This window comes from Streptomyces sp. NRRL S-350 (assembly GCF_000719705.1).
Lineage (GTDB): Bacteria > Actinomycetota > Actinomycetes > Streptomycetales > Streptomycetaceae > Kitasatospora.
The window spans coordinates 13,185-30,220 of sequence record NZ_JOHO01000003.1 but is presented as its reverse complement, the minus strand read 5'-3'; the positions used below and the strand labels follow the sequence as shown (position 1 = coordinate 30,220).

General features: G+C 72.8%; 11 protein-coding genes. 6 read left to right on the top strand and 5 right to left on the bottom strand.

What is annotated here, in order from left to right:
• The first annotated feature begins 260 nt into the window (after window positions 1-260).
• Together IF30_RS0103970 and IF30_RS43215 are read left to right on the top strand one after the other, a co-directional pair.
• Window positions 261-2,609 carry an immune inhibitor A domain-containing protein gene (locus IF30_RS0103970; RefSeq protein ID WP_037898946.1) on the top strand — a complete coding sequence of 783 codons (2,349 nt, stop codon included), beginning with the start codon at window positions 261-263 and terminating at the stop codon, window positions 2,607-2,609.
• A 501-nt stretch (window positions 2,610-3,110) separates the two neighbouring features.
• The gene (locus IF30_RS43215) at window positions 3,111-4,055 is read left to right on the top strand and encodes a M23 family metallopeptidase (RefSeq protein ID WP_051709178.1); all 945 of its coding nucleotides are present in this window, start codon (window positions 3,111-3,113) and stop codon (window positions 4,053-4,055) included.
• A 78-nt stretch (window positions 4,056-4,133) separates the two neighbouring features.
• Here IF30_RS43215 and IF30_RS40950 read toward each other — a convergent pair whose 3' ends face one another.
• Window positions 4,134-4,790: a TetR/AcrR family transcriptional regulator gene (locus tag IF30_RS40950; RefSeq protein WP_234322577.1), complete on the bottom strand. Its 657-nt coding sequence runs from the start codon at window positions 4,788-4,790 to the stop codon at window positions 4,134-4,136.
• A 211-nt stretch (window positions 4,791-5,001) separates the two neighbouring features.
• Here IF30_RS40950 and IF30_RS0103955 point away from each other — a divergent pair, with 211 nt between their 5' ends.
• On the top strand, window positions 5,002-6,597 hold the full coding sequence (locus IF30_RS0103955) for an MDR family MFS transporter (RefSeq protein ID WP_030231977.1): 1,596 nt from the start codon (window positions 5,002-5,004) through the stop codon (window positions 6,595-6,597).
• A gap of 225 nt (window positions 6,598-6,822) precedes the next feature.
• Here IF30_RS0103955 and IF30_RS0103950 read toward each other — a convergent pair whose 3' ends face one another.
• A complete protein-coding gene (locus IF30_RS0103950; RefSeq protein WP_107054327.1) occupies window positions 6,823-7,698 on the bottom strand; it encodes an A/G-specific adenine glycosylase in 876 nt (291 codons plus the stop codon).
• A gap of 274 nt (window positions 7,699-7,972) precedes the next feature.
• On the opposite strand from IF30_RS0103950, the gene IF30_RS47505 reads away from it, so the two are divergent.
• The gene (locus tag IF30_RS47505; protein WP_030231974.1) at window positions 7,973-8,875 is read left to right on the top strand and encodes a hypothetical protein; all 903 of its coding nucleotides are present in this window, start codon (window positions 7,973-7,975) and stop codon (window positions 8,873-8,875) included.
• A gap of 149 nt (window positions 8,876-9,024) precedes the next feature.
• Here the strand turns inward: IF30_RS47505 and disA are convergent, their stop codons facing one another.
• Complete coding sequence (gene disA / locus IF30_RS0103940; RefSeq protein WP_030231972.1) at window positions 9,025-10,083, bottom strand: DNA integrity scanning diadenylate cyclase DisA; 1,059 nt, start codon at window positions 10,081-10,083, stop codon at window positions 9,025-9,027.
• A 199-nt stretch (window positions 10,084-10,282) separates the two neighbouring features.
• On the bottom strand, window positions 10,283-11,830 hold the full coding sequence (radA, locus tag IF30_RS0103935) for a DNA repair protein RadA (protein ID WP_030231971.1): 1,548 nt from the start codon (window positions 11,828-11,830) through the stop codon (window positions 10,283-10,285).
• Between the two features lie 309 nt (window positions 11,831-12,139).
• Here radA and IF30_RS0103930 point away from each other — a divergent pair, with 309 nt between their 5' ends.
• Window positions 12,140-14,119 carry a BACON domain-containing protein gene (locus tag IF30_RS0103930; protein WP_158834731.1) on the top strand — a complete coding sequence of 660 codons (1,980 nt, stop codon included), beginning with the start codon at window positions 12,140-12,142 and terminating at the stop codon, window positions 14,117-14,119.
• 41 nt (window positions 14,120-14,160) lie between these two features.
• On the opposite strand, the gene IF30_RS0103925 is transcribed toward IF30_RS0103930, so the two are convergent.
• Window positions 14,161-15,495, bottom strand: coding sequence for a DUF1254 domain-containing protein (locus tag IF30_RS0103925; protein WP_030231967.1), 1,335 nt, complete (start codon window positions 15,493-15,495; stop codon window positions 14,161-14,163).
• A gap of 426 nt (window positions 15,496-15,921) precedes the next feature.
• Between IF30_RS0103925 and IF30_RS0103915 the strand changes: the two genes are divergently transcribed.
• A complete protein-coding gene (locus tag IF30_RS0103915; protein WP_030231963.1) occupies window positions 15,922-16,962 on the top strand; it encodes an NAD-dependent epimerase/dehydratase family protein in 1,041 nt (346 codons plus the stop codon).
• Window positions 16,963-17,036: the final 74 nt, after the last annotated feature.

Sequence of the window (17,036 nt, the reverse complement as noted above, 5' to 3'; positions counted from 1 at the left end):
GGCGGGGCCGGCGGGTCGGGGCGGACGGCCTCCGCGCCGGTTGGTACGGATACGCTCGATTTCTCAGTCAGGTTTAAGGAACATACGGTTGACAGATGGTCAGCTGATGGGAAGTCGCGGAGCATAGCGCCGTGACCATGTCATGGTCAAGATCTATCTTTTCCATGCGCGCTTGTATCAAATGACGTTCACCTGTCTTTCATTTTGGTTTGCCGGGCTTTGGCTGAGAGCTGGCCCCGGTCGGGGAGGACGTCACACCGTTGAAGAACACCAGGAGAACCGCTGCGGCCGCGACGGCCGCGGCGGTCATAGTCGCGCTCGGCGCGGGTCTGTTCCCGAGCACCGCCGTGGCGGCCGGCTCGGCCCCCGCGCCGAAGGACCCGGCTGACGCCGTCCAGCAGAACACCGAGCACAACATTCCGGGCCCGCTGACCGCGAAGGTGGAGGCGGAGCAGAAGGCCGCCACCGAGAAGCTGCTCAACGGCACCGCCGAGGTCGAGCAGCACAACGGCAGCACCAGCGTGAAGCTCGGCAAGGACAAGTACGTGGAGCTCGCCCGCGAGCGCACGGACAAGATCTTCACCATCCTGGTCGACTTCGGCGACCAGGTGGACAACACCACCAAGACCGCCGACGGCAAGGTCAAGTACGGCGGTGAGCCCGGCCCGAAGCACAACGAGATCGCGCAGCCGGACCGCACCACCAACAACTCGACCGCCTGGCAGGCCGACTACAACCAGCAGCACTACCAGGACCTGTACTTCTCCAAGGACAAGCCCTCGCTGAAGACCTTCTACGAGAAGCAGTCCTCGGGCCGCTACTCGGTCGACGGCGTGGTCTCGGACTGGGTCCGGGTGCCGTGGAACGAGGCCCGCTACGGCTCCGACTACTGCGGCTCCAACGTCTGCGCCAGCGCCCAGGACCTGATCCGCGACGCCGTGGACATCTGGAACAAGGACCAGCTGGCCAAGGGTCAGACGCCGGAGCAGATCAAGGCGACGCTGGCCCAGTACGACCAGTGGGACCGTTACGGCTCGCACCACGACGGCAACTTCAACCAACCCGACGGGTACATCGATCACTTCCAGATCGTGCACGCCGGTGAGGACAAGTCGGCCGGCGGCGGCAAGCAGGGCAGCAAGGCCCTGTGGGCCCACCGCTCCTACGTCTACGGCAACCTGACGGGCCAGGCCGGCCCCGAGGGCAACAAGCTCGGCGGCGTCCAGGTCGGCAACACCGGCCTGTGGATCGGCGACTACACGATGCAGCCCGAGAACGGCGGCCTCGGCGTCTTCGCCCACGAGTACGGCCACGACCTCGGTCTGCCGGACCTCTACGACACCGCCGGCAAGGGCATCGACAACTCGGTCGGCTTCTGGTCGCTGATGTCCTCCGGCTCCTGGCTCGGCGAGGGCAAGGACAACATCGGCGACATGCCGAACGACCTCGACGCCTGGAGCAAGTACCAGCTCGGCTGGCTGAAGGTCGACCACGCCAAGGCCGGCACCGAGTCGACCCACCACATCGGCCCGGTGGAGTACAACACCAACCTGCCGCAGGCGCTCATGGTCGACCTGCCGAAGAAGAGCATCACCACCGAGATCAACAAGCCCTTCGCGGGCACCGGTGAGTGGTGGAGCGGCAGCGCCGACAACCTGAACGTCACGCTCACCCGTGAGCTCGACCTGACCGGCAAGACCAAGGCCGCCATCAACGCCAAGGCCTGGTACGAGCTGGAGCCGGACTTCGACTACGCCTTCGGCGAGGTCTCCACCGACGGTGGCAAGACCTGGACCGTCGTGGACGGCACCTGGAACGGCGCCCCGCTCCCGAAGGAGAACGGCCGCCCGGCCGTCAACGGTCTCGCCGCCACCTGGGGCGACCTGTCCTTCAACCTGGACGCCTACGCCGGCCAGAAGGTCCAGTTCCGCTACCACAACACCACCGACGGCGGCCTGCACTACCGTGGCCTGGCGCTGGACGACATCACCGTGACCGCCGACGGCGCCACCGTGTTCAGCGACGACGTGGAGAAGTCCGACAACGGCTGGGCCGCCACCGGCTTCACCCGCTTCGGTGGCTCGTTCACCAAGGATTACGCGCAGTACTACATCGCGGAGAACAAGCAGTACGTCTCGTTCGACGCGACCCTGAAGACCGGCCCGTACAACTTCGGCTTCGCCGACAAGCCGGGCTGGGTCGAGCACTACGCGTACCAGCCCGGTCTGCTGATCTGGTACTGGGACGCGTCGCAGACCGACAACAACGTCAGCGCCCACCCGGGCCACGGCCTGGTCCTGCCGGTCGACTCGCACCCGGCCCCGCTGAAGTGGGCCGACGGCTCCCTGATGCGTCCGCGCATGCAGGGCTTCGACTCCACCTTCGGTTCGCGCCGCGTCCCGGCGCTGACCCTGCACAAGGCCGGCGTCGAGACCGTCACCCCGAAGGCCAAGGGTGTCGACGAGTTCTCGGACCTGAAGTCGTGGTGGTCCGCGGACGACCCGTACAGCGGTGTCGACGTTCCGAAGACCGGGACCAGCATCGAGGTCGAGAACGAGTCCTCGAACTACCTGGAGACCTGGATCCGGGTCCGCCCGGTCGACAACTGATCGCCCCTCGCACCTCGGGTAGCGATCGGCCTGTGACCAGGCAGCTCTGACAACTCCACGTCCGGCCCGTCCCCGCACCGCGCGGGGGCGGGCCGGACGCTTTTGCGCGCCCGGACGGCCCTCCTGGGGGCGGGCAGGCCCCGGCGGCCCCCGCGGACCCGGGCGGGGCTCCAGCGGAACCCGAGCGGCCCCCAGCGGGCCCGGGCGGGGCCCCTGCGGTGCGTGGCTCTGGTCACAGGCCTCCGCCGCGGTACGACGGGCGGTAGTAGCGGGCGGGACGGGCACTCCGACCGCCCCGGCGCGGACGCAAGCCCAGCGATCGCGTGATCATCGCTCCGCCCGTTCGAACGTCCGCCACCACGCCGACTACCCGCCGTAGTACGTCGGTCGGTTTGGGCGTGCGCTCCGTGACCGTTACACCTGAGTGGTCCCCCGCTCAGCACGCGCCCCGAACGGGCCCTTTCGTGCTGCCCCCGTACGACCGTGAGGTAACGGCCACCGATGTCCACCGTCCCGCCCGTGGGGCCGGCCCTGCGCCGGCTCGCCGCCCGCACGGCGGCCCAGGCGGCGGCCTGGCAGCCCCGGCTCGGCCACGCCGTCCGTACCCACGCCGCGCCCCTGCGCGTGCTCGCCACGCCCCGGCACGCCACGCTGCCCGGCAGCCGCCAGCGCGCCGAGCACGACCACGCACTGGTCGTGGCCGGGGCGACCGCGGCGCTGCTCGCCAGCGCGCTGCTGGTGGCCTCGCCCGGCACCGCCACGGCGCAGACCGTCCTGCCCACCACCCCGGGCAGCTCGGCCTTCACCGCGTCGCGGGCGGAGGTGCCGGACCCGGGGGTGGTCCAGGTGGCCGGGCCCAGCCCGTACCGGCTGCCCGGGGACGGCGAAAAGGCCCAGCAGTTCGTGGCGGTGGCGGCCAACCTGCTGCCGCTCCGACCGCCCGCCCCGGTCGCCGAACCGGAGCCCGCCGCCGCTCCGGCACCCCAGCCCGAACCGACGCCCGCGCCCGCGCCCGCACCCGCACCCGCACCCGCACCCGAGTGGTCCGCGCCGGTGCCGGACGCACCGACCAGCAACCCGTACGGGGTGGCCAATCGCGGGTACGCGGCCGGCTACCACACCGGGGTGGACTTCGCGGTCTCCCCCGGCACGCCGCTGCTGGCGGTCGGCAACGCCACCGTCGTGTCGGCCGGCTGGGACGGCGCGTACGGCAAGGAGGTCGTGCTGCGGCTCGCGGACGGGCGCTTCGCGCAGTACGCGCACATGTCCTCGGTCGCGGTCTCGGCGGGCCAGCACGTCTCGGCGGCCCAGCGGATCGGGCTGTCCGGGAGCACCGGCAACTCGACCGGGCCGCACCTGCACTTCGAGATCCGCACCAGCAACCGCTACGGCGCGGTGGTCAACCCGATCGCCTACCTCGCGGGACACGGCGTCACGAACTTCTGAGCCGGGCGCCCGGCGCGCTGAGCCGGGCGCGGCTCAGCGCGACCCGGAGGGCCGGCGCGGCACCGGAGAGCCGGCGCGCTACCGGGAGGCCGACGCGGCCGGGGCCGGGTGGCTGATCCGGCCGCCGATCTCCAGGGCGACGTCCCGGGCCGCTCCGATCGCCTCGTCCAGCGTGGTCGCCGCGTCCAGCGGCTCGCCCCAGACGTTCTCGGCGTGGGAGCCGTCCGTGTGGTCCTGCTTGAGCAGGAACAGCGCCGAGTGGACGGTGAACAGCGCCATCGCGGCCCGCAGCCGGTCCGTGAAGTCCGCGTCGGGCCCGTGCACCAGCTGCATCATGGTGATCATGCGGTCCCGGAAGGCCAGGCCGGCCGGGGATTCGCGCAGCGCGGGCTGGTTCTCGTGGAAGAAGCGCAGCAGCGGGGCCCGCTCGGCCATCCCGTCCGCGAAGCGGCGGATCAGCTCGTCGCGCATCCGCGGGCTCCACGCCTGCTCGCGGCCCCACGCGATGGTCTCGTCGATCGGCGCGGCCATCCGCTCGACGATGCCGAGGACGATGTCGTCCTTGGTCTTGAAGTGGTAGTAGAGCGCGGCCTTGGTCACCCCGAGGCGGTCGGCGATCTCGCGCAGCGAGGTCTGCTCGTAGCCCTGCTCGGAGAAGAGCTCCAACGACACCTCGATGATGCGAGCCCGGGTGTCGCTGCGGGGGCTGTGCGGAGTGCCCATGGCCTGCCTCATGACTGCGTCGGTGACTGCTGCGGACTCCCGGTGGCGTCCGCCCCGGGCAACATTCTCCCTGCCCAGGTGCTCGGTCGGAAAACTGGCTTGACGACCGGCTAGGGAACAACTTACCGTGCCGACGATTACTAAAACTAGCCGGGCGACAAGTAAGTGAACCGCCGCCCGGCGCGACGCTCCGTCCGAACCACCCCTCCGGGAGATCCACCTCATGTCACAGTCCAAGACCGCCGGCCCGGCACCGGAGGACACGACGGCCGAGGAGGAGCAGCCGCGGTCACCCCGCGAGATCCGCCTCGTCATGGTCGGCCTGGTCGTCACCATGCTGCTGGCCATGCTCGACAACCTGATCGTCGGCACCGCGATGCCGACCATCGTCGGCGACCTGGGCGGTGCCGAGCACCTCTCCTGGGTGGTCACCGCCTACACCCTGGCCACCGCCGCCTCCACCCCGATCTGGGGCAAGCTCGGCGACATGTACGGCCGCAAGGGCACCTTCCTCACCTCGATCGTGATCTTCCTGGTGGGCTCGGCGCTGTCCGGCCTGTCGCAGAACATGAACGAGCTGATCGGCTTCCGCGCCGTCCAGGGCCTGGGCGCCGGCGGTCTGATGGTCGGCGTCATGTCGATCATGGGCGCGCTGGTCCCGCCGCGGGACCGCGGCAAGTACCAGGGCATGTTCGCCGCGGTGATGGCCCTCGCCACCATCGGCGGCCCGCTGGTCGGCGGCTTCATCACCGACCACCTGAGCTGGCACTGGACCTTCTACATCAACCTGCCGCTCGGCGTGGTCTCGCTCGCCCTGGTCATCGTCACCCTGAAGCTCCCGAAGGTCCGCAGCAGCGCCAAGATCGACTACCTGGGCGCCGTCCTGCTCACCGTCGGCATCACCTCGCTCGTGCTGATCACCACCTGGGGCGGCCAGCAGTACGCCTGGGGCTCCAAGGAGATCCTCGGCCTGGCCGCGCTCGCCGCCGCCTCGCTGATCGCCTTCTGCTACGTGGAGCAGCGGGTCGAGGAGCCGATGCTCCCGCTGAGCCTGTTCAAGAACCGGAACTTCACCCTGGTCTCGGTCATCGGCTTCGTCGTCGGCTTCGTGATGTTCGGCGCGACCGTCTTCCTGCCGCTCTACCAGCAGATCGTCCAGGGCGCCTCGGCCACCAACTCCGGCCTGCTGCTGATGCCGATGATGTTCGGCATGCTGGTGGTCTCGCTCGTGGTCGGCCAGGCCGTCACCAAGACCGGCAAGTACCGGATCTACCCGATCATCGGCACCATCGTGATGGCCGGCGGCCTCGTCCTGCTCTCCACCATGGGCACCGGGACCAGCAGCCTCACCTCGGCCTGCTGGATGGTCGTGCTCGGCTCCGGCATGGGCTTCCTGATGCAGATCACCATGCTGGTCGCGCAGAACAGCGTCGAACTCAAGGACATGGGCGTGGCCAGCTCCACCGCCACCCTGTTCCGCACCATCGGCGGCTCCTTCGGGGTCGCGCTGTTCGGCGCGCTGTTCAACAACCGGGTGGCCGACACCATGAAGGAGAAGCTCGGCGAGCAGGCCACCGCGGGCGGCGGCGTGAAGGACCCGGGCCAGATGAGCCCGGCCGCCCTGCGCAAGCTGCCCGAGAACATCCAGGACGCCTACCACCACGCGGTGGCCAACGGCATGCACACCGTCTTCCTGTGGGGCGCCGGGGTCGCCGTGATCGCGATCGCCGCCGCGGTGTTCCTGCGCGAGGTGCCGCTGCGCGGGGCGGGCAAGGGCGAGAAGCCGGCCGAGGCCTCGCTGGAGGCGGCTGCCGTCTGACAGCCCGTCCGGTACGACCGCGGCGCCCCCGGGAGGTTCGTCCTCCCGGGGGCGCCGTCGGTTGCGGTCTTGAGTTGCGGTCGGCGGTCTTCGGTTACGGCCGGCGGTCTTCGGCCGCGGACGGCTGCCGTCGGTCGCGCTCCGCTGCCGTCGGTCGCGCTCCGCTGCCGTCGGTCGCGCTCGGCTGCCGTCGGCCGCGGTTGCCCGCGGTCGTACCCCGTCGCCCTACCGGGGCAGGCGGTACACGCCCTGCTCGACCGGCTCGACCAGGCCGTCCGCCACCAGGCCGTCCAGCGCCCGGGCCCGCTGCACCGCGTCCGGCCAGACCGCGTCCAGCCGGGCCTGCCCGACGTCGCCGTGCGCCTCGCGCAGCACCGCGAGCAGCTTGCCGCGCACCTGGCGGTCCGTCCCCTCGTAGGACTGGCCGCGCCGCGCCGGGCCCTCGTACGGCGGACGGCCGGCCCGCTGCCAGGCACAGCCGGTGAACAGCGGGCACTCCCCGCACTCCGGGCCGCGCGCGGTGCAGACCAGAGCGCCCAGCTCCATCACGCCGACCGCCCAGGTGGCGGCCGTCTCGGCGTCGTCGGGCAGCAGGACGGTGGCGGTGCGGCGCTCGGCGGCGGTGGTGGCCTGGGCCGGGTACTCGACGCCGGTCACCGCGCGGGCGAAGACCCGGCGGACGTTGGTGTCCAGCACCACGTGCCGCTGGCGGAAGGCGAAGGAGGCGACGGCGGCGGCGGTGTACTCCCCCACCCCGGGCAGCGACAGCAGCGTGGCGTGGTCGTCCGGGACCTCGCCGCCGTGCTCCTCGGTGATCGCCACGGCGGCGGCGTGCAACCGCAGCGCGCGGCGCGGGTAGCCCAGCCGGCCCCACATCCGCACCGCTTCGCCCGGCGCCTCGGCGGCGAGGTCGGCCGGGGTCGGCCAGCGGGTCAGCCAGGCCTCCCAGGCGGGCAGCACGCGCTTGACCGGGGTCTGCTGGAGCATGAACTCGCTCACCATGACCGCCCAGGGCGTCGCGTCGGGGGTCCGCCAGGGCAAGTCGCGCTTGCTCGCCTCGTACCAGTCCAGGACGGTCGAGTGGAACAGCGGCAGGGGCATCGGCAGCCGGGGGGCGTCGGCGGTGGCGGCCCGGGTGACGTCGACGGCGGCGGCGGTGGCGGTGGCGGTGATGGCAGTCATGGCCCTTCGATCCTGCCATGCCCACCGGCCCGGCCGAAGTGGAGGAGGACGCTCCGGGTCTTGCCGGAACTCCCGCGGGAATCAGCCGTCCGGGGCTCCCTCGAACGGATCAAATGGCGGATCATGTGAAGGAAGGGACGACTGTGCGGTGTTGGTGAGTCAATCGCCACACACAGTCTCGTAGAGTTTGGTCGTGCCCTCTCTGCGTCAACCCGTGGGACCGTTGCCGGCCTCGATCTACTGGCGACGGCGCGTCGTCGTGCTCGTAGCCGCCGCGGCGGTCATCGCCCTGATCGCCTGGCTGATGACCGATCAGGGCGGAGGCGGTGACGGCGGATCACGGAGCAAGACCGCCCAGCCGGTTCCGTCCCAGTCCCAGACCCCGGTCGAATCCATCACGCCCGGCGCTTCGCCCAGCGGCCCTGCGGCGCGCCCCGGTGGCGGCAGCGGCGGGAGCGGCGGGTCCAACCCCGGTGGCGGCCCGGTGGCCGGCGGCGGCGGTACCGAGGTCAACCTCAGCGGTGGCACCGGCGCCAACCCGGCCCCCGCCGGCGGCCCGGCAGCGGGCAACGGAGCCGGCGGCGGAACGGCGGGCGGGAGCGGCGGCTCGGGCGGATCGGGTGGTTCCGGCGGCACCGGCGGTTCCGGCGGCACCCCGCCGGTGAACACCCCCGACATCATGGCGCTCCCGGTCTGCGCCTCCTCGCAGGTCGCCCTGGAACTGGCCGGCACCCAGAACTCATACCAGCCCAAGGACAAGCCGAAGCTGGCCCTGACGGTCAAGAACTCCTCCGGCGCCAACTGCCGGGTGGACCTCGGCCGGGCCGCCTCCGCGATCACCGTGAGCGCCAGCAACGGCGACCGGGTCTGGTCCTCCGGCGACTGCCCCGCCGACCGCGGCAGCATCTGGGTACAGCTGGCCGCCAACGGCAGCCAGACCGAGACCTTCACCTGGGACCGCAGCCGCAGCAAGCCGCAGTGCGCGACCACCGACCAGACCGCCCCGGCGAACGGCACCTACGTGGTGCTCGCCGAACTCACCGGACTCACCGGCGACAAGGTCTCGGCGCGGACCTCGATCCGACTGGACAACTGAGGGCCGGTCACCTCGGTTCGGAGCCCCCCGGTCGCCGTGCGGCCGGGGGGCTCCGGTGTCACCGGGCCGCAGCGGGAAAGACGGCGGCCCCCGGGGAGGGATCTCCCCGGAGGCCGTCCGCCGACCGGTGTACGCCGCCGGCCGGCGGGTCAGACGTAGCGTTCCAGGATGGACGATTCGGCAAGGCGGGACAGGCCCTCGCGGACCGAGCGGGCCCGGGTCTCGCCGACGCCCTCGACCGTCTGCAGGTCGTCGATGCTGGCGGCGAGCAGCTTCTGCAGGCCGCCGAAGTGCTCGACCAGACGCTCTATCACCGTGTTGGGCAGGCGCGGGATCTTCGCCAGCAGACGGTAACCGCGCGGCGAGACCGCGGAGTCCAGGGACTCCGGCGTGCCCGAGTAGCCGAGCGCCTTGGCGACCGTCTGCAGGTCCAGCAGCTCGGCGTGGGTGAGCGCCTCCAGATCGGCCAGCACCTCGGTGACCGTCCGGCCCTTCTTGGCCGCCCGCTCCGGGAAGTAGTCCCGGGCGACCAGCTCGCGCTCCGGCTCCACACCCGCGATCAGCTCGTCCAGCTGCAGCGAGAGCAGGCGCCCGTCGATCCCGAGCTCCAGCACGTAGCCGGCGATCTCGGTCGCGATCAGCCGGACCATCTCCAGGCGCTGGGCCACGGCGGTGACGTCGCGCACCGTCACCAGGTCCTCGATCTCCAGCGCGGACAGCGTGCCCGCCACCTCGTCCAGGCGCAGCTTGTAGCGCTCCAGGGTGGCGAGCGCCTGATTGGCGCGGGACAGCACGGTGGTGGAGTCCTCCAGCACCCGGCGGGTGCCGTTGACGTACATCGCGATCAGCCGCATCGAATGCGAGACCGCGACCACCGGATAACCGGTCTGCCGGTTGACCCGCTCGGCGGTGCGGTGACGGGTGCCGGTCTCGTCGGTGGGGATGGTCGAGTCCGGCATCAGGTGCACGCCGGCCCGGACGATCTTGGTGATGTCCTTGTCGAGCACCACCGCGCCGTCGAGCTTGCACAGCTCGCGCAGCCGGGTGGCGGTGAACTCGACGTCCAGGACGAAGCCGCCGGTACAGAGGGACTCGACCGCCTTGTCGAAACCCAGCACGATCAGGCCGCCGGTGTTGGCCCGCAGGACCCGCTCCAGGCCGTCACGCAACGCCGTGCCGGGCGCGATGGCGGTGAGGGAGGCCCGCAGCAGGGCCTCCTCACGGGAGGCCTTGTCCGCCCCCCGGTCGCTGGCTGCCACGTGACTCCTCCGGTCGACCCCGTGCCGCGCCTCGCGCCGTGCGCCGGTCCGCGGTCTGTTGCTCTGTCGCTCAGTACCGCTCGGTACTGCCTTCTGGCCAATGAGACTGGGGAAAGTCTAACTGTGTGTGGCTTCGGCAGAGCTTGGGTCAGCGCAGTTCGTCGGAGTCGAGCGGCTCCCAGCCGTCCATCAGCTCCTCGGGGTAGGCCGCGACCGGCGCCGAGCGGGGGGCGGGCGGCGCCGACGGGGCCTCACCACGGGCCTCCGCACGGCCCCCACCACGGGCCTCCGCACGAGCGTCGCCGCGCGGCTTGGCGGCGGCCCGGCGACGGCCCGGGATGGCCCGCAGCGCCTCGCCGATGTCGGCCACCTCGACCACCTTCATGCCCGGCGGCACCTTGCCCGGGTCCGGCGGGACCAGGGCGTGGGTGAAGCCCAGCCGGTGCGCCTCGGCGAGCCGCCGCTGCACGCCCGTCACCCGCCGCACCTCGCCCGCCAGCCCGACCTCGCCGATCGCCACCAGATTGCTGGGCAGCGGGGTGTCCGTGGAGGAACTGGCCACCGCGAGCGCCACCGCGAGGTCGGCGGACGGCTCGCTCAGCTTCACCCCGCCGACCGTCGCGGTGTAGATGTCCTGCTTGCCGAGCTTCACCCCGCCGTGCCGCTCGACCACCGCGAGGATCATCGCGATCCGGGGCGACTCCAGACCCGAGGTGGTGCGGCGCGGCGACGGGATCTGCGAATCCACCATCAGCGCCTGCACCTCGGCCACCAGCGGGCGCTTGCCCTCCAGGGTGACGGTGAGGCAGGTGCCGGGCACTGGCTTGTCACGCCTGGTCAGGAAGAGGCCGGACGGATCGGCCAGACCGACGATGCCCTCGTCGTGCAGCTCGAAGCAGCCCACCTCGTCGGTGGCGCCGTAACGGTTCTTGACGCCGCGGATGAGGCGCAGCCGGGCGTGCCGGTCGCCCTCGAAGCTGAGCACCACGTCCACCAGGTGCTCCAGCAGGCGCGGGCCGGCGATCTGGCCGTCCTTGGTGACGTGGCCGACCAGCAGGGTGGCCATGCCGCGCTCCTTGGACGCCCGGATCAGCGCGGCCGCCACCTCCCGGACCTGGGCCGGGCCGCCAGGGGCGCCGTCCAGCTCGGCCGAGGCGATGGTCTGCACCGAGTCCAGGATCAGCAGGCCGGGGCCGACCGCCTCGACGTGCCCCAGCACGGCGCCGAGATCGGACTCGGCGGCGAGGTAGAGGTGCTCGGACAGGGCGTTGATCCGGTCCGCCCGCAGCCGGACCTGGCCGGCCGACTCCTCACCGGTGACGTAGAGCGTGCGGTGCCGGTCGGTGGCCGCCTTGGCCGCGACGTCCAGCAGCAGGGTGGACTTGCCGACACCGGGCTCGCCCGCCAGCAGCACCACCGCACCGGGGACCAGCCCGCCGCCGAGCACCCGGTCCAGCTCCGGCACGCCCGTCGAGCGGGCCGTCGCGACCTGGCCGTCCACCTGGGCGATCGGGCGGGCGGGCGAGCTGACCGGGCCGGCCGCCGTCGTCCGGATCGGCACCGCGCCGTACTCCTCGACCGTGCCCCAGGCGTTGCACTCCGGGCAGCGGCCGACCCACTTGGGCAGCTGGTTGCCGCACTCGGTGCAGCGGTACGCCGGGCGCGGCTTGGCGGTGGTCTTGGAACGCGGAGGCATGCGGCCCACGGTAGCGCCTGGGTACGACAACGAGGCCGGGCGCGGTCTCGGGGTGTGGGGCTCGGGGCGTGGGGCTCGGGGCTCGGGGCGCGGGCGTGGTCCTGGGCGTGGGGCTCGGGGCGTGGGGCGCGGGCGTGGTCCCGGGCGTGGGGCTCGGGGTGCGAGGGCGGCGCTCGAGTACGGCAGTGGTGGTCGTCCGCCACTGGGCTCGCCGTGCGTCCACACAGATGGGCGATGTTGTTACCCGAAAGAAGTACATACGCGGGGAATGGCGAGGGAGAGGCGTCCGGTGTCTCTACCGTCGGACGGGTGACAACGCGAACTGTTGGGCCGGCCGGGCCTCAGGCCGCCGCCGTGCTCGCGGCCTACGACCGGCAGGTGGACGGCCTGTTCACCTACTGCCTCTCGGTGCTCTGCGAGCACGACGCCGCCACCGACGCCCTGCGCGAGGCCCGCGAGCTGGCACAGCGGCACGGCGCCCGGCTGGCCGAGCCCGGGCTCGTACGGGCCTGGCTGTTCTCGCTGGCCCGGTACTGCTGCCTGCGGCGGCTCGCGGACGGAGCCGGGGCCGGGGCCGGGATCCGGACCGGTACCGACGGCGAGGCCGGGGCCGGCACCGGGCGCGAGTCCGGAGCCGAGCCGAGCGAGGCCGAGGCGGCCCGGCGACGGCGCGAGCTGGCCTCACTGGCCTGGCCGGAGGCGGCCGGCACCGACCCCGAGCAGCGCGAGGCGCTGGAACTGTCCGTCCGGCACCGCCTGACCCCACTGGAGGTCGCGGCCGTGCTGGGCCTGCCGTTCGAGCGGACCCGGGAACTGCTGGCCGGCGCCGAGGCCGAAGTCGCCCGGACCAGGACGGCGCTGCTGGTGCTCGGCGTGGGCAGCTGCCCGGAGCTGGACCGGCTCGGCGGAGCCGGGGCGGAGTCCTGGCGGGACTGGGTGCTCGGCCCGGCGCTGCGGCGGGAACTGGTGCAGCACGTCGTGGACTGCCCGACCTGCCGGGGGACGGCGGAGCGGGTGGCCGGCGGGGCGGCGGAGGGCACGGCAGGGCTGTCGGGACTGCCGCTGCTGCGGGCTCCGGCTCCCGCGCCTTCTCCGGCTTCCGGCGCTTCTCCGGTTTCCGGGGCTTCTCCGGTCGCTGTGCCTTCTTCGGTCTCCGTGCCTTCTTCGGTCTCCGTGCCTTCTTCGGCGGGTGCTCCGGTGGGTGCTCCGGCCTGGGCGGAGCCGGGGTTGCGGTTCGACCAGGGCGGCTTCCCACGCCACCGGGCGCCGGACGCGGGGCGCGGGCTGGCGGTCCGTCGGCGGGTGGTGACCACCGGGGTGCTCGCGGCCGTCCTGGCGGCGCCGGTGATCGCGCTCTGGGCCGGGCACCGGGGCGGGGGCGGACCGGGGTCGGCGGCCTCGGTGTCGGCGGTGCGGGTGGACGAGGCCGGCCGGGAGGTCGGGCAGCGACCGCCGCAGCCCTGGGCGGCGGCCGGGGTCCCGTTGGGGCAGGAGGCGCCGGGGGCGCCGGGAATGCCGGGGTTGGAGCTGGCGGGCGCGGGTGGGGCCGGCATCGGCGGTGCAGAAACGTTGCTTCCTGGCTTTCCACGGCTGACCTTCCAGGGCGCGGTGGTCCCCGTCCCCGCCCACGGCGCCACCCCGCTCAGCAGCCCGACCCTCGTCGCCGCCCCGGCCCCCCAGGTCGAACGGGCCTCCGAGCCCGGCACCACCGAACCCGCCCCGGCCGGGCTGCTCACCGTCGAGGCAGGCGAATACGGCAGCCGTACGGTCCTCACCCTCACCAACTCCGGCACCACCGAGGTCCACTGGCACGCCGTGACGGACGCCGGCTGGCTCCGGCTCAGCCGTGACTCCGGCACGCTCGCGCCCGGCCAGCGGATCACCGTGATCGTCACCGTGGACGAGGACCTGGCACCCACGACGCAGTGGACCGCCCGCATCGCCCTGCCGCCCTCACAGGCGGTGGTCACGCTGGAAGGCGGCCCGCACAACCGCGGCGGCTCCACCTCCGCCCCGGCGGACCCGTCGGGGTCCGCCTCGCCGACGGCCGGCTCCACACCGACGGCCACGGGCACGCCGTCACCGTCGGGCCCACCGGCACCCGGCTCGCCGACGGCCGCACCCACGTCCGGCGCACCGACGGGTTCTCCCACTCCCTCCGGCACGCCGACGCCGAGCCGGACAGCCAGTGCAACACCGCATCCGACGGGGACGCCCACGGCATCGGCACCGGCATCGCCATCGGCATCGGCGCCGGCGCCGGCTCCGGCATCGACACCGGGGCACTAGCGGGCGCCCGCCGAGGCAGGGCGGGCCAGGTGCCGTGGGCGTCAGGCCCGGTGGATCGGGGGGACTTGGTAGGTGCCGTCGAGGACCTCGGGCTTCGGCTGGTAGAGGCGGATGATCGGGCGGAATTCGCCCGGCGGGGTCGGGAGCCAGTTGGCGGCGGCGGTGGGGTCCTCGGGCTGGTCGTGCTGGAGGGTCAGGGTGAGGGAGCCGTCGTCGCCGTACACCAGGCCGGGGGTGCGGTCACCGATCGAGTAGCGGTCGATCGGGTTCTCGACCAGGTAGTAGTCCGGGACGGAGTACATCGTGACGGACCAGAAGGCCTCGGCCGGGGGCTGCCGTTCGAAGCGCAGCGTGTAGCTGTTGGCGCCGTTGAGGGGCCGCCCGTCGGAGTCGTCGTACGTCATCGCGTACGAGGCCTCGTAGGCGTGGTTGCCCCAGAGGCCGGCCCGCGCGGCGGCGGCGCGGCTGAGGTAGGCGGCGCGGCGGTCGGGGATGCGCCACTCGGGGTCGTCCAGGGTGCCGGGCCCCAGGTGGTCGGTGTTGTAGTCGAAGAGGTGGAGCGCGGAGCGCCATTCGCCGGGCGGGTGGTCTTCGGGCGGGCGGGTGGCGTCCTCGACCCGTTCGCGTCCGGCGGCGAGGCCTTTGGCCAGGGTGAGCGTCCACTCGGGGGCGGCCGCCCGGTACGGCGAGGCACCGTCGTCCAGCAGGCCGAGCGGGGCGAAGCGGCGCTGGTACTCGATGTCCGCCGTGGCCGGCGGGAAGGCCTGCATCCACACCCGCAGGCGTTCGAAGAAGGCGAGCCGCTCGGGGACGTCCTGGTCGGGTTCCGGGAGCCCGGCGACCAGGCCGCCCAGCTCCAGCGGTTCCAGGGTGAGAGCGGACTGCAGGGCCCGGACCCGGGGCAGGTCGTCCGGGCCGGCGCAGGCGAAACGGCCGACCACGGTGCCGACGGTGGTGGGGAGCTCGATCACGCGGTCCGGGTCCGGCGGGGTGCCGTGCCAACCGGGCGGGACGATCAGCCAGGTCTGCGCACCGGTGCCGGTGGCGCGGCGGCCGAGGTAGGCGACGTTGTCCGTCCAGGCGTCGATGAACTGCAACACGTAGTAGGAACCCCCGGTGTCGGGGACGTGCAGCACCTGGGGGCCTTCGGAGAGGTCGAGCTGGGCGATCGAGTAGACCGTGTCGTTGTTGACCGAGACGAAGTCGTCGGCCGGGCCGGCCAGCCGGGTGGCGTGGCTGAAGTGGTTGAACGGAGCCGCGGGCAGGGTGCCCAGGCCGCCCCTGGTGAAGCGGTCGACCATGGTGAGGCCGGCGACCAGCGGGTAGCCGTAGACGTACGCGTCGGCGGCCAGGGCCTCCAGCTCGGGCTGGTTCATCGCGGGTCCTTCGTACGGTCGGTCAGGGCGATGGGAAGTGGGGCGTCGGGAGGGGGTGGGCGCGGCAGGGCGGGGAGCCACCGGCCTCGCCGTCCGCGCCGTCCGGGGCTTGGGCGGCGGGGGCATGGCAGGTGCGGGGCGCCCGGTGGGTGCGGTGGGTGCGGTGGGCGCGCGGGATCGGATGCGCGCGCGGGATCGGATGGGCGCGCGTCCAGGCTTCGGCGGCGGTCGCGCGGACGGTGACCGGGTCCACAGGTGCCGGGTTGACCATGCTGTTGCTCTCCCATTGCCGAATAGGGTCGAATCGGTACAGATCGGATGCTAAGTGGGCCGGGATCGGGCGGCATGTCGGATCGGACGCCCCGCGGCCTCTGCCCACCGCGAATTAAGGCGTACGAGCGGGACGGCCGGGAGAAGGTGGCCGGTATGAAGATCCTTCTGCTCGGAGGCTCGTCCTTCCTCGGACGGTCCTACGCCGCCGAGGCCCTTGCCCGGGGCCACCAGGTGACCACCTTCAACCGCGGCCGCAGCGCCGCCGACCTGCCCGGCGTCGAGGCCGTCCGGGGCGACCGCGACAGTGCCGAGGACCTCGCCCGACTCGTCGACGGCCGCCGCTGGGACGCCGTCGTCGACACCTCCGCCCAGCAGCCGGCCCAGGCCGCCCTCGCCGCGCGACTGCTACGCGAGCAGGCCGGCCACTACACCTTCGTCTCCTCGGTGCACGCCTTCGCCGACTGGCCCGGGCGGGTGATCGACGAGGACTCCCCGCGGCACCCCTGCCCGGCCGACACCCCGCCCGGCCAACCGTTCGACAGCGCCCTGAAGGCCGGCTGCGAGCGGGCGGTGCTGGAGTGGTTCGGCGCCGAGCGCTCACTGGTCCTCAACAGCGGACTGCTCATCGGACCGTACGAGATCGGCGGGCGGCTGCCCTGGTGGCTGGAACGGATGGCGCGCGGCGGGCGGGTGCTCGCCCCGGGGGATCCGCAGCGATCCATGCAGGTGATCGACGTCAGGGATTTCGCCGCCTTCGGCCTCGACCTGCTGACGGCCCGGACGGCGGGCCGGTTCGTCACCACGGCGCCGCCCGGACGGCTGCGCTTCGGCGAGTGGTTGGAGACCTGTCGGGCGGTCGCGGGCGCCCCGGACACCGAATTGGTGTGGGTCGCGGACGGACCGCTGCTCGCCGAGGGTCCGGACCGGGTCGAGCCGTGGAGCGAACTCCCGTTCTGGGCACCGGACCTGCCCGAACTGGCGGGCGTCTGGCTGGCCGACACCGGTCGCGCCGAGGCGGCCGGGCTGCGCTGCCGCCCGTTCGAGGAGACCGCGCGGGACACCTGGGAGTGGCTGCAGGCCCGCGGGCCGGTCGAGGACACCGACAGCGACGGACGCAAGGGGCGGCCGGGGGCGGCGGTGCGGCAGGGCATCGAACCCGGCAAGGAGCAGCGGCTGTTGGCCGCCTTCGGGTGAGCGGGGGGCTGGGCTGGGGCGGAACTGGTGGCGGAGCTGGGGCGGAGCTGGTGGCGGCGCGGCGAACCGGTGCG

Excerpts from the sequence above, each read along its gene's own strand:
- IF30_RS43215 (WP_051709178.1), top strand. The coding sequence starts at position 3,111 with ATGTCCACCGTCCCGCCCGTGGGGCCGGCCCTGCGCCGGCTCGCCGCC.
- IF30_RS40950 (WP_234322577.1), bottom strand. The coding sequence starts at position 4,790 with ATGAGGCAGGCCATGGGCACTCCGCACAGCCCCCGCAGCGACACCCGG.
- IF30_RS0103955 (WP_030231977.1), top strand. The coding sequence starts at position 5,002 with ATGTCACAGTCCAAGACCGCCGGCCCGGCACCGGAGGACACGACGGCC.
- IF30_RS0103950 (WP_107054327.1), bottom strand. The coding sequence starts at position 7,698 with ATGCCCCTGCCGCTGTTCCACTCGACCGTCCTGGACTGGTACGAGGCG.
- radA (WP_030231971.1), bottom strand. The coding sequence starts at position 11,830 with ATGCCTCCGCGTTCCAAGACCACCGCCAAGCCGCGCCCGGCGTACCGC.
- IF30_RS0103925 (WP_030231967.1), bottom strand. The coding sequence starts at position 15,495 with ATGAACCAGCCCGAGCTGGAGGCCCTGGCCGCCGACGCGTACGTCTAC.
- IF30_RS0103915 (WP_030231963.1), top strand. The coding sequence starts at position 15,922 with ATGAAGATCCTTCTGCTCGGAGGCTCGTCCTTCCTCGGACGGTCCTAC.